Origin of the sequence: Herbaspirillum sp. 3R11 (genome assembly GCF_004563925.1) — a bacterium.
Classification (GTDB): Bacteria; Pseudomonadota; Gammaproteobacteria; order Burkholderiales; family Burkholderiaceae_D; genus Herbaspirillum.
In genome coordinates this window covers 373,390-386,137 of record NZ_SPNJ01000002.1, presented here as the reverse complement: position 1 = coordinate 386,137, position 12,748 = coordinate 373,390, and the positions used below count along the sequence as shown (strand labels likewise).

The following is a 12,748-nucleotide window of genomic DNA, read 5'->3' as shown; positions in this document are numbered from 1 at the left end:
CCAAAGAAAAAGCCTGAGCGACGAACTCAGGCTTTTATTCAGGCTTTACGTTGTGCAGTGCGACGAACAATTCAGCGTGCGATCTGGCAGACTTTTGAACCGTTCTCGATGAATTCCACCGGACCGGTGGTGTAGCGCTCCTTGGGGATCTCCACCAGCAGGAAGTCCTTGACCTGATAGGTTGCGCCGGAAAGCGGCTTGACGAAACGGTATTCCAGCTTCAGCACGCCGTCCCGCATGGTGACCTTGTCGGCGCTGAAGATCTGGCTGCGTTCGGCGGCGTCAGGCGCCTGGATCACGCGCGTGGCGAGCAACAGCTGACGCGTTTCGAAGTATTCCGTCGAGGGCGTCAACGCGCGCTGGGATCGCATCGTCGCCGCCGGCTGGAACCAGTAATTCCAGTCGGTCTGGGAGCGGATCAGCGCGCACAGCACCGGCTGCGCCTTGTTGTCCCAATTTTTGACAAAACTCTGATAGGCGCTGCTCGGAATGGTCGAGAACGGCACCAGGCTGGCGTCTTCCTTCTTCTTCCAGAAAAACAGCGAACAGCCGGTGAGTGCTACGCTTGCTCCCGCCAGCATGCTGCATGTCATTGTCGTCGCAATAATCTTCTTCATACCTGATCCGACCGCTCCTGTTTTGCTTCTGCTATGCCTCTTGGCCGCCTGACGGCCCAGCATTAAAACATGCATTGCCGCAGATGCGCCTCATTTCACGAAAACTTTACATTTTTCCCGTCCCCCGATACCGGGCGCTGCCCCTTAGTCAGCGCCGAAACGATTTAGTTTTCCCGAACGATTAGAATTTGCGGACGTTTTTTCGAAGCCCGTCAGCGCTTTCTGAGAAAATACGCCATTGTTCCAGTTCATCATCAAAGGCCAGCCATGACTATCTCCGCCACCCCCGCCCTGTCCGCAGCAATGCGCTCCTTCGTCGAAGCCCTGCCCAAGACCGAGCTGCACCTGCACATCGAAGGCACACTTGAGCCCGAATTGCTGTTCGCCCTGGCGCAGCGCAACAAGGTCGCGCTGCCTTACGCTTCGGTCGACGCGCTGCGCGCGGCCTACGACTTCACCGATCTGCAATCCTTCCTCGATCTCTACTACGCCGGCGCCAACGTGCTGCAGACCGAGCAGGACTTCCACGACATGACCGCCGCCTACATCGCGCGCGCCCGCGCCGACAACGTGCGCCATGCCGAGATCTTCTTCGATCCGCAGACCCACACCGAACGCGGTATCGGTATCGACGTGGTGTTCGCCGGCATCGCCCGTGCGCTGCGCGAGGCGCGCGATGAACATGGATTCTCCAGCGCCATGATCATGTCCTTCCTGCGCCATCTCTCGGAAGAAGACGCCTTCGTCACGCTCGAAGCAGCGCTGCCGCTGCGCGAGCAATACCGCGACCTGTGGAACGGCATCGGCCTGGACTCGTCCGAACGCGGCAACCCGCCGGAGAAGTTCGCCAAGGTATTCGCGCGCTGCAAGGAGCTCGGCTTCCACCTGGTCGCCCATGCCGGCGAAGAAGGCCCGCCGGCCTACATCATCGGTGCGCTCGACGTGCTCAAGGTGGAACGCATCGACCATGGCGTGCGCAGCGAAGAAGACCCGGCCCTGATGGAACGCCTGGCGCGCGAGAAGATGCCGCTGACGGTCTGCCCGCTGTCCAACCTCAAGCTGTGCGTGGTCGACGACATGGCCAAGCACAATCTGGCGCGACTGCTGCGCGCAGGCCTGGCGGTGACGATCAATTCCGATGATCCGGCTTACTTCGGCGGTTACATGAACGACAACTACCTGGCCGTCGTGGCGGCGCTGGAACTCTCTCGCGCAGAGATCGTGCAACTGGCGCGCAACGGTATCGACGCCAGCTTCCTGCCGGCGGCCGACAAAGGCCGCCTGACTGCCGAGCTCGATCAGTACGCGGCGGCGCATTAAGTTACTTACCAAGTTACGCCGACAAAAACTGGCGTCGCGACCATCAGGTCGCGGCGCCGTTTTTCTTTTCAGCGACGACAATTACTGCAGCAGCTCCGCCAGCGCCAGCGTCACTACCTTGGTGGCCTTGAACAAATCGTTGAGTCGCAGGTTTTCATCCGAATTGTGACCGCGCGCTTCCATCAGCGTGCGCGGACCGGCGCCGTACAGAATCGTCGGAATCCCTTGCTTGGTGTAGTGACGCGCGTCGGTGTAGAGCGGCACGCCGTGCGCCTTGACCGGTTCACCCAGGATGGCTTCGGCATTGCGGCTGAAGGCGCCGATCAGCTTTTCCACACCCGGCAATTCGGCCAGCGGCTCGGCCAGCAGGATGCGCTGCACACCGACTTCGATGCCTGGATAACTTGCTGCAGCGGCGTCGATCACGCGACGCAGATCGCCTTCGGCGTCGAATCCGGCTTCTTCCGGAATCATGCGGCGGTCGAGGCGGAAGCTCGCCAGGTCCGGCACCACATTGGTGTTGATGCCGCCCTTGATCAGGCCGACGTTGAGCGTGGCATGGTCGATGCCGGTGACGGCGGATTTCTTTTTTGCCAGTTCCGCACGGTAGGCGTACAGCGCCTGCAGGATGCCTGTGGCCGCTTCGATGGCGTCGATGCCGGTGTGCGGCATGGCGGCGTGCGCCTGCCGGCCCTTGACCGTGACTTCCAGATGCAGGCAGCCATTGTGGGCGGAGGTGATGCCGTAGGCAAAGCCGGCCGAGACGGCGTAGTCGGGCTCGCTCAGGCCTTGTTCCAGGATCCATTTGGGACCGATGTCGCCACCGGCTTCTTCGTCGTAGGTGAAGTGGAGTTCGATGGCGCCGTTGAGAACCACGCCTTGTTTCTCCGCCGCGATCAAGGCCAGCAGCGCCCAGGTATACGTGGCGAAATCCGACTTCGACACGGCCACACCGCGGCCGTACATGACGGGACCGTGTTCGGCGTCCTGAACAATTTCACCGCCGTAGGGGTCCTTGCTCCAGCCGAGGCCGGGCGGCACCACGTCGCCATGGGCATTCAGTGCGATGGTCGGGCCGCCGCTGCCGAAGCGCTTGCGCACGATCAGGTTGGCGGCCGAGACCATGCCGTTGGCCTTGACCAGCTCATCCGGCACCGCGTGCACTTCCACGTCGAAACCCAGTTGCTCCAGCAGGGCCTGGGCGCGTGCGCCATGCGCGGCACAATCGCCGGACGGATTGTCGGACGGCACCCGCACCAGTTCCTGCAGGAAACGTGTTTGCGCGGCGTGTTCCGCATCAAGGAAGGTAACTACGGATTGTTGCAATGAAGACGGCATGAGATGACCTGTAAAAGAAAACTGAGGGGAGCTGAAGACTGCTGTAAAAACCGCATATGTGATTGTAGAAGACTTGCGCTGCGGGCGTTCAAGCCTTGTTTTAGCCTTGCTTATTCCTTTGCCATTGCCGGCGTCCGACAAAAACATGCAGCAAGTACGCTTCTTGCATAGGAAGGAAAGTCGTTGTCAAAATGCATGGGCAATATCCAATGAAAAATACACAAATGATTGTCGACAATCACAATCGCGCCGTTGCTACGGCAATAGCGCCCGTAAAGTCGTGTGAAACAACAGCTGCCGGACGTTGTCCGTGGTGCATGCGGCATGTTGACGTATCGTTTTTGGTGCGCGAACTCACCAAATTGTCGCGGATCGTTTTTTCCATTGTCGACAATGTTGGCCGCCGGTACGACTCCTGCATCGTCGCAAACCAGCTTTCGCTTCCGTCCAACCCTTGATGCCGTCTATTCCCGCCATGACCAAACCAAGCAAGACATCCCGCTCGCCCCTGGCTTCGCATCCCGCCGTCCGCGATCATTCGCCGGCCGTCGAAGAGCGCCTCTACCAGGACATCTACGATGCCATCATGGAACATCGCCTGCCGCCGCGCACCAAGCTTACTGAGCAGGTCCTGTGCCAGATTTACGATACCGCCCGGCACACCGTGCGCAAGGTGCTGTCGCGCCTGGCCACCGAAGGCATGGTCGATCTCGAAGCCAATCGCGGCGCCTTCATCGCCAGCCCCTCGCACGCCGAGGTCAAGGACATGTTCGAGTTGCGCAACATCATCGAATACGCGGTGCTCGACAAGGTCGGCCGCGAAGCCAGTACGCGCCAGATCGCCGGCCTGCGCAAGATGGTCGAAGAAGAACGCCACTCCTACCTGACCGGCGACCGGCCGCGCTGGATCCGCCTGTCGGCGCAGTTCCACCTGGCGCTGGCCGAGCTGACCGGCAACGCGCTGCTGGTCGACACCCTGCGCAAGCTGGTCTCGCGCACCACGCTGATGATCGCCAAGACCGAGGCGCCGGGACACAACGCCTGCTCCTTCGACGAACACGATACCGTGCTGGCGGCGCTCGAAAAAGGCGACATCGCGCAGGCGCAGGAACACATGGCACACCATTTGCACTTGTGTGAAGACAGGGTCCGCCCCAGCGACGACGATCACTTCGATTTGCGATCGGTGCTGGGAAAGAGTTCCTGAACACCGTCTTTCTCATTTCAAAAGAACTCATGCAACAGATACCAGCAGCAGGCAACTATCCGCGCGACCTGATCGGCTACGGCCGCAACGTTCCTCACGCCAACTGGCCTGGCCAGGCCAGGATCGCGGTGCAGTTTGTGCTGAACTATGAAGAAGGCGGAGAGAATTCCGTGCTGCACGGCGACCCGGCTTCGGAGCAGTTCCTGTCTGAAATCATCGGCGCTGCCGCTTATCCGGCGCGCCACTTGTCGATGGAATCGGTCTATGAATACGGCTCGCGCGTCGGCGTCTGGCGCATCCTGCGCGAGTTCGAAAAGCGCCAGCTGCCGCTGACGGTATTCGGCATCGCCATGGCGCTGCAGCGACATCCCGAAGTCACCCAGGCCTTCGTCGAACTGGGCCACGAGATCGCCTGCCACGGCCTGCGCTGGATTCACTATCAGAACATGGACATTGAGACCGAGCGCGAACACATGCGCGCTGCGGTCGAGATTTTCCGTGAGCTGACCGGCGTGCATCCGCAAGGCTGGTACACCGGACGCGATTCACCCAACACACGCCGGCTGGTGGTCGAGCACGGCGGCTTCGCCTACGACTCCGATTACTACGGCGACGACCTGCCGTTCTGGACCCGGGTGGCGCTGGCCGACGGCAGCGAACAGCCGCACCTGGTGGTGCCGTACACGCTCGACAGCAACGACATGCGCTTCGCTACGCCACAAGGTTTCAATACCGGCGAGCAGTTCTTCCAGTACCTCAAGGACAGTTTCGACGTGCTCTACGCGGAAGGAGAAGAGGCGCCCAAGATGCTGTCCATCGGCATGCATTGCCGCCTGCTCGGCCGCCCGGGCCGCTTCGCCGCGCTGCAGCGTTTCCTCGACTACGTGCAGTCGCATGAGCGCGTGTGGATCTGCCGCCGCATCGACATTGCCAACCATTGGCGCGAGCGGCATCCTTACGCCGGCTGAACGCGCCGCCGAAAAGAAAAAGGCTGAACGTTGTGTTCAGCCTTTTTACTTTCGAATGCCTGCTACCTGATCATTCGCCCTTGGCGCCGGCCTCGAACCACTTGCCCAATAAGGCCCGCTCGTCATCCGTAATATTGGTCATGTTCCCCAGCGGCATTGCCTTTTGCACCACGGCTTGCTGGTAGATCTGCTGCGCATGCTGCAACACGCCGTCCTTGCTGTCGAGCAGGATGCCCTTGCCAGGCACCGGCATCAGCGTGGGCTTGGCCGCATGGCACTGGATGCAGCGCGTTTCGATCACGTGCTGCACCTGGGCGAACGAGACGACCGCTGCGCTTTGTGTCGCCGGTGCAGGCTGCAGCGCCGACTTCGGCACGATCCACGCGGCCACGCCGGCGAGGATCACCACCGCTGCAGCCGGATACTGCCACTTGATGACGCCCTTGTGCTTGAGCACGAAGAACTGCCGGATCAGCACGCCGGCCAGCATGATCAGCAGCAGCACCAGCCAGTTGTTGCCGGCGCTGTAGGTCATGCTGTAGTGATTCGACAGCATCGCGAAGATCACCGGCAGCGTGAAGTAGGTGTTGTGCACGCTGCGCTGCTTGCCGCGCTTGCCGTGGATGGGATCGGGGCTCTGCCCCGCGCGCATCGACGCCACCATCTTGCGCTGGCCGGGAATGATCCAGAACAGCACGTTGGCGCTCATCACGGTGGCCAGCGAGGCGCCGGTCATCAGGAAAGCCGCGCGTCCTGAAAACACATGGCACGCCACCCAAACCGCAGCGACCACATACAGCGTGACCAGCACGCCGACCACGCGGTCGCCGCCCGGCTTGTCGCCGAACAGGCGGCAGATGGCGTCATACACCAGCCAGCCCGCAGCCAGGTAGGCCAGCGCGGCAAACACCGCCGTCGTCGCGCTCATGTCGAGCACGTGCTTGTCGACCAGGAAGGTGCCGGCATTGAACAGGTACAGCACCGAGAACAGCGCGAAGCCGGACAGCCAGGTGCTGTACGACTCCCAGAAGAACCAGTGCAGGTTTTGCGGCAGCGTCTTCGGCGCCAGCTGGTATTTCTGCGGATTGTAGAAGCCGCCGCCGTGGACCGCCCACAGCTCGCCGCCGACACCCTTCTCCAGCAGTTCAGGATCGTCCGGCCGGGTCAGGCTGTTGTCGAGCCAGACGAAGTAGAACGAGGAGCCGATCCAGGCGATCGCCGTGATGACGTGCAGCCAGCGCAGCAAGAGATTGAGCCAGTCGAAAATATATGCTTCCATTGCGCCCCGCGTAGTGAGTCGATACCGGAATTGTTTATACCATTACTGCCGAAAAAAATGCCGGATCAAAAGACCCGGCACCGAAGGAACTGAATCGACCGGCGTGACGCCCACACCGGCCGATCCGCAGAAACGCTTAGAAGTGGTATTCGGCGCGGATCATCGGCGTCTTGGCCAGCGAACCGGGGACATTGCTAGGATTGCCGAACTTGTTGCGCCAGTATTGATATTCCAGGCCGACGCGGAAGGTGTTCTTGCCCATGCCCATCGGCATACCGACGTCATACATGATCTGGCCGTCGAAATTCAGTTCAGGGGCAGTGCCGCCGCCGAATTCGTTCTTGCCCTTGGCGGCGATGTAGTTCACGTAGCCTTCAAAGGCGAAGCCGCTGGTGCCGAACGGGATACCCCAGGCGGCGTTGAGCATCGGATGCGTGTCGTAGGAATAGCGGCTGCTCATGCGCACGCCGTTGTTGAGCGGCTGATTGCTTTCCCACAGCGCCAGCAGGCTGATGTTGAGGAAGCCTGGAACATCCAGCATCACCGTCGGGCCGGCAACGATCATGCGCTTGCGCGAGCTGTAGCCTGGATCGTTTTTGGTGTTCCAGTCAAAACCGGCAGTCAGACCAAAACCGCGCGCAGGACCGAAAGAGAGGTCCTTGCCGGCGACCTTGCCGATATCCAGTGTATGGCGATAGACGATATACGCTTCTTGCGATTCGTTGTCTTTGCTATCCGACATCAGCAAGTCGACGTTCAGGTAGTTGGTACCGTATTTGTAGCCGCTGGCATGCGTAAAGTTGACGATTTTTTTCGCGATGTCTTGCGAATTGAACGGCTCGGCAAATTGCGTACCGTAGCGAATACCGATCGAATTGTCGGCCCACTCGGCAGCGTTGGCCGACATGCTGCCCATGGCCGAGACGGCCAGCGCTGCGGTAGTCAAGCACATCCCCATTGCACTCTTCTTCATACGTTTTCTCCCTTTGCGTTTCATTGAAAAATAAATCCGGATCCCATCGCTCGTCACTAGCTGCTTGCTGCAACCTGCAACGCGCGCTCCTTCATTTGCTCACCCCTATCCAACCAGGTCTGGCATCGCACACGACAACCGCCGCTGCGCAATCCGCCGGGTCCATCAATGCAAACGTCATGCCAGCCGAAAACAAGTTGTCAGAAAACTGTCGACAATGCGCCGGTGGGTACATCGGCAATGCGAAAAAATGGATCCGGCGAAGCCGATGTCCGCGCGCCGGCCGGAGCCGGTGCACAGAGGGAAAACAACCCATCTCGCGATGCCGTTGAGATGGTTGCGGCGGAAGATTGTCGACAAGATATAGAACGACAGTACTAAACCCGTTCATCGACGCAAACCTCTATTTACAAGGCTTACGCGGCCGTAAGAATACTGTTTTTAGTGCAACTCTTGCTAGAGCGGTGCAGCAAAGCACCAAATTGTCGCAAATGAAATTTTGGATTGTCGACAAAATAAAGCCGACTCGAAAGCCGACTTCACCGCTGCCTTCGCTGTCGCCGCCATCCGACGTTCTTGGCACAGTAAATGCTTTTCATCGGACATCGTTTGTAAAAACCGGACAACAAAACCGGGCCGCATTGGCGACATCACTTCACCGCCGCCTGCGCCCGGCCAACCGATCAACTGACTCCAACGGGAAGCCCACCATGCACGCCAACAAGCTCTTCAAGTTCACCGCCGCCCTGCTGCTCAGCGCCGCCTGTTCGGCCGCCTTTGCGCAGGAAACCAAGATCAAGTTCCAGCTCGACTGGCGCTTTGAAGGTCCGTCGGCGTTGTTCCTGGTGGCCAAGTCCAAGGGCTATTTCGCGCAGGAGAAACTGGACGTCGTCATCGACGCCGGCAGCGGCTCCGGCAACGCCGTCAATCGCGTGGCCTCGGGTACTTACGACATGGGCTTTGCCGACATGGCGGCACTGATGGAATTCACCGCCAACAATCCCGGCTCGCCGGGCAAGCCGATGGCCGTGATGATGGTCTACAACGACACGCCCGCGGCGATCTTCTCGCTCAAGAAAACCGGCATCAAGACGCCGGCCGACCTGGTCGGCAAGAAGCTCGGCTCGCCGGTGTTCGACGCCGGGCGCCGCGGCTACCCGATCTTCGCCAAGGCCAACGGCCTGGATGCCTCCAAGGCCAACTGGATCAGCATGGATCCGCCGCTGCGTGAAACCATGCTGGCGCGCGGCGACGTCGACGCCATCACCGGCTTCTATTTCACCTCGCTGCTGAACCTGAACGCGCGCGGCATCAAGGATGCGGACATCAATGTGATGATGTTCCCCGACTATGGCGTCAAGCTGTACGGCAACGCCATCATCGCCAACGAAAGCCTGATGAAGACCAATCCGGAAGCGCTCAGGGGCTTCCTGCGCGCCTTCGCCAAGGCGACCAAGGACGTGCTGGCCAATCCCGAAGCCGCCATCAAGGTACTCAAGGAACGCGACGGCCTGATCGACGAGAAGCTGGAACTGCGCCGCCTCAAGCTGGCCATCTCCAGCGCCATCGCCACGCCGCACGCCAAGTCGGAAGGCTACGGCCAGGTGTTCCTGCCGCGCCTGACGCTGATGGCCTCGCAAGTGTCGGACGCCTACGGCACCAAGACCCGCGTCAATGCGGAAAAGATCTGGACGCCGGCTTACCTGCCGTCGAAGGAACTGCTCAACGTGTTCGGGAAATGACCTTGCAAGCTGACACCATCGAAGCAGGCGTGCCCGTGACGGATGCGACGGATGCGACGGATACCTTCGTCGACTTCCGCCGCGTCTTCCTGTCCTATGACGGCTCCGATGAATTTGCGGTCGAAGACATTTCCCTGCAAACAAAACAGGGAGAGTTCATCGCCATCGTCGGTCCGTCCGGTTGCGGCAAGTCGACCTTCATGAAGCTGGCGACCGGCCTGAAACGTCCCACGCGCGGTAGTGTCGCCATCGCCGGCGTCGACGTCACCGGCCCGCTCAAATTCGTCGGCATGGCCTTCCAGGCGCCGACCCTGCTGCCGTGGCGCACCACGCTCGACAACGTGCTGCTGCCGCTGGAAATCGTCGAGCCGTATCGCCGCGACTTCAAGAAGAACAAGGCGCAGTACACCGAGCGTGCGCTCAAGTTGCTCAAGACGGTCGGCCTCGACGGCTATGCCGACAAGTTTCCGTGGGAGCTGTCGGGCGGCATGCAGCAACGCGCCTCGATCTGCCGCGCGCTGATTCACGAACCGAAGATGCTGCTGCTGGACGAACCGTTCGGCGCGCTCGACGCCTTCACCCGCGAAGAACTGTGGTGCGTGCTGCGCGACCTGTGGACCGAACGCAGATTCAACGTCATCCTGGTCACCCACGATCTGCGCGAAGCCGCTTTCCTGGCCGACACCATTTATGTGATGAGCAAACGCCCCGGCCGCATCGTGGCGCGCAAGGAAAATCCGCTGCCGCGTCCGCGCGAGCTGGAGCTCACCTACACCGATCCCTTCAACGCCCTGGTGCACGAGTTGCGCGAGCATATCGGCCGCGTCAGAAATACTTAAGCCGAGGCGACCATGAAAAAACCTTCTTCCCTGAACCAGGCCGCGCGCACGATGGCGCCGTGGATATTGCTGCTGGCCATCCTGGTGGTCTGGCAAATCATCTGCAGCGCGCTGGACGTGTCCGAGTTCATTTTCCCGAGCCCGATGGCGATCATCGAGGCGATGATCGAATTCGCCGGTCCGATCGCGCATCACGCGCTGTCGACCTTCTGGGTCACCATGGTGGGCTTCGCGATTGCGGTCGCGGTCGGCGTGTCGCTGGGTTTCCTGATCGGCTCGTCGCCGCTGCTGTATGCCGCGGCGTATCCATTGATGACGGCGTTCAATGCGCTGCCCAAGGCCGCCTTCGTGCCGGTGCTGGTGGTCTGGTTCGGCATCGGCGCCGGGCCGGCGATCCTGACGGCCTTCCTGATTTCCTTCTTCCCGATCATGGTCAACATCGCCACGGGTCTGGCGACACTGGAGCCGGAACTGGAAGATGTCTTGCGCGTGCTCGGCGCCAAACGCATGGACATCCTGCTCAAGGTCGGCATGCCGCGCTCGCTGCCCTACTTCTTTGCCTCGCTGAAGGTCGCCATCACGCTGGCCTTCGTCGGCTCGACCGTATCCGAAATGAACGCCTCCAACGAAGGCATCGGCTACCTGCTGGTGTCGGCCGGTTCGTCGATGAAGATGCCGCTGGCCTTTGCCGGGCTGGTCGTCATCGGCGCGATGGCGATGGCCATGTACGAACTGTTCGCGATCATCGAAAAACGCACCACACGCTGGGCGCACCGAGGCGGCAATAAGTGATCATTTTCCTGATTGTCGACAATCTGGCTATGGTAAATTCCGCAGATCATTTGAATAACGTAAAGACCGCCTGTGCGTATCCGCGCCGGTCTCTGAAGGGGAATCCGTGACTGCACCAACTTCCCGCCTGCAAATAGCGCATATCCGCAAGGCCTATCCGGGAGTGCTGGCCAACGACGACATCAACCTGAGCGTCGCGCCCGGCGAGATCCATGCCGTCCTTGGCGAGAACGGCGCCGGCAAGTCGACGCTGATGAAGATCATCTTCGGCACCGTCAAACCCGACGCCGGTGAAATCTACTGGAACGGCGCACTGGCGCACATCGCCAATCCGCAAGTCGCGCGCAAGCTCGGCATCGCCATGGTGTTCCAGCACTTCTCCCTGTTCGACACCCTGACCGTGGCGGAAAACATCGCGCTCGGCCTGGATGCCGACACCGACATGCAGGACCTGGTCGCGCGCATCCGCCAGACCGGCGAAAAATACGGTCTCGAGCTGGAACCGAATCGCCACGTCCATACCTTGTCGGTAGGCGAACGCCAGCGCGTGGAAATCGTGCGCGCGCTGCTGACCAATCCGCAATTACTGATCCTCGACGAACCGACTTCGGTGCTGACGCCGCAGGCGGTCGAGAAGCTGTTCGTGACGCTGCGTCTGCTGGCCGACGAAGGCTGCAGCATCCTCTACATCAGCCACAAGCTCGACGAAATCCGCGCGCTCTGCCACAGCGCCACCGTGATGCGCGGCGGCCGCGTGACCGGCACCTGCGATCCGCGCAATGAAACCAGCGCCGGCCTGTCGCGCATGATGATCGGCGAAGAACTGGTTCGCTTGCGCCGCGAACGCAATCCAGAGTCACAACGCAACGAGCGCAAGCTGCACGTCAATCGCCTTTGCCTGCCGAAAGCGCATCTGTTCGCCACCGAACTGCAAGACATCGAATGCGAAGTGCGTGCCGGCGAGATCGTCGGCATCGCCGGCGTGTCCGGCAACGGCCAGCAGGAATTGCTGGCGGCGCTGTCCGGTGAAGATCAGCGCGCTGCACCCAACATGATCATGCTGGGCGGCACAGCCGTCGGCCACCTGGCGCCCAACCCGCGCCGCGCCAAGGGCCTCGGCCTGGTGCCGGAAGAACGTCTCGGCCGCGGCGCCGTGCCGACGCTGAGCCTGTCGGCCAACATGCTGCTGTCGCACCAGAAAGTCCCCTACGTGAAACGCGGCATGATCGACTTCGCCTACACGCGCAAGGTCGCCGCCTCCATCATTGAGCGTTTCAAGGTCAAGGCCGGCGGTCCCGACGCGCTGGCGAAAAGCCTGTCCGGCGGCAACCTGCAGAAATTCATCGTCGGCCGCGAGATGGAGCGCAAACCGGGCGTCTTCATCGTCGCGCAACCGACCTGGGGCGTCGACGTCGGCGCCGCCGCGCAAATCCATGCCGAAATCCTGGCGCTCAAACAAGAAGGCTGTGCCGTGCTGGTGATCTCCGAAGAACTCGACGAATTGTTCGCGCTGTGCGATCGCCTGCATGTGATCGCCAAGGGACGTTTGTCGCCTTCCGTCACGATTGAACAGGCCACGCGCGAGCAGGTCGGTTTGTGGATGAGCGGCTTGTGGAACGATGACGCGCCGCCTGCACCGAACACCGCTGCGGAGGCTGCACATGGTTAAGACT

11 protein-coding genes are annotated in these 12,748 nt (G+C 61.0%); 7 read left to right on the top strand and 4 right to left on the bottom strand.

Going from position 1 to position 12,748, the window contains the following annotated elements:
- Positions 1-71: 71 nt before the first annotated feature.
- Positions 72-617, bottom strand: coding sequence for a hypothetical protein (locus tag E4P32_RS09975; RefSeq protein ID WP_116434345.1), 546 nt, complete (start codon positions 615-617; stop codon positions 72-74).
- Positions 618-884: 267 nt separating this feature from the next.
- Here E4P32_RS09975 and E4P32_RS09970 point away from each other — a divergent pair, with 267 nt between their 5' ends.
- The gene (locus E4P32_RS09970) at positions 885-1,937 is read left to right on the top strand and encodes an adenosine deaminase (protein ID WP_116434346.1); all 1,053 of its coding nucleotides are present in this window, start codon (positions 885-887) and stop codon (positions 1,935-1,937) included.
- A gap of 81 nt (positions 1,938-2,018) precedes the next feature.
- Here E4P32_RS09970 and E4P32_RS09965 read toward each other — a convergent pair whose 3' ends face one another.
- A complete protein-coding gene (locus E4P32_RS09965; RefSeq protein WP_116434347.1) occupies positions 2,019-3,275 on the bottom strand; it encodes a M20/M25/M40 family metallo-hydrolase in 1,257 nt (418 codons plus the stop codon).
- A 475-nt stretch (positions 3,276-3,750) separates the two neighbouring features.
- On the opposite strand from E4P32_RS09965, the gene E4P32_RS09960 reads away from it, so the two are divergent.
- Both E4P32_RS09960 and puuE read left to right on the top strand, forming a co-directional pair.
- Positions 3,751-4,482, top strand: coding sequence for a GntR family transcriptional regulator (locus E4P32_RS09960; RefSeq protein WP_116434348.1), 732 nt, complete (start codon positions 3,751-3,753; stop codon positions 4,480-4,482).
- Between the two features lie 29 nt (positions 4,483-4,511).
- Entirely contained in the window at positions 4,512-5,450 is a 939-nt protein-coding gene (gene puuE, locus E4P32_RS09955; protein WP_116434349.1) for an allantoinase PuuE, read from the top strand.
- A 70-nt stretch (positions 5,451-5,520) separates the two neighbouring features.
- Here the strand turns inward: puuE and E4P32_RS09950 are convergent, their stop codons facing one another.
- Together E4P32_RS09950 and E4P32_RS09945 are read right to left on the bottom strand one after the other, a co-directional pair.
- Entirely contained in the window at positions 5,521-6,729 is a 1,209-nt protein-coding gene (locus tag E4P32_RS09950; RefSeq protein WP_116434350.1) for a urate hydroxylase PuuD, read from the bottom strand.
- A gap of 136 nt (positions 6,730-6,865) precedes the next feature.
- On the bottom strand, positions 6,866-7,702 hold the full coding sequence (locus E4P32_RS09945) for an outer envelope protein (protein WP_116434351.1): 837 nt from the start codon (positions 7,700-7,702) through the stop codon (positions 6,866-6,868).
- A 710-nt stretch (positions 7,703-8,412) separates the two neighbouring features.
- Between E4P32_RS09945 and E4P32_RS09940 the strand changes: the two genes are divergently transcribed.
- The 4 genes from E4P32_RS09940 (at position 8,413) to E4P32_RS09925 (ending at position 12,744) form a co-directional block, all read left to right on the top strand.
- Positions 8,413-9,444, top strand: a complete 1,032-nt coding sequence (locus E4P32_RS09940; RefSeq protein WP_116434352.1) for an ABC transporter substrate-binding protein — start codon at positions 8,413-8,415, stop codon at positions 9,442-9,444.
- Positions 9,441-10,283, top strand: a complete 843-nt coding sequence (locus E4P32_RS09935) for an ABC transporter ATP-binding protein (protein WP_116434353.1) — start codon at positions 9,441-9,443, stop codon at positions 10,281-10,283. The genes E4P32_RS09940 and E4P32_RS09935 overlap by 4 nt, the downstream gene beginning before the upstream one ends.
- A gap of 12 nt (positions 10,284-10,295) precedes the next feature.
- The gene (locus tag E4P32_RS09930; protein WP_116434354.1) at positions 10,296-11,075 is read left to right on the top strand and encodes an ABC transporter permease; all 780 of its coding nucleotides are present in this window, start codon (positions 10,296-10,298) and stop codon (positions 11,073-11,075) included.
- 106 nt (positions 11,076-11,181) lie between these two features.
- Positions 11,182-12,744, top strand: a complete 1,563-nt coding sequence (locus tag E4P32_RS09925; RefSeq protein WP_116434355.1) for an ABC transporter ATP-binding protein — start codon at positions 11,182-11,184, stop codon at positions 12,742-12,744.
- The last annotated feature ends 4 nt before the right edge of the window (positions 12,745-12,748 follow it).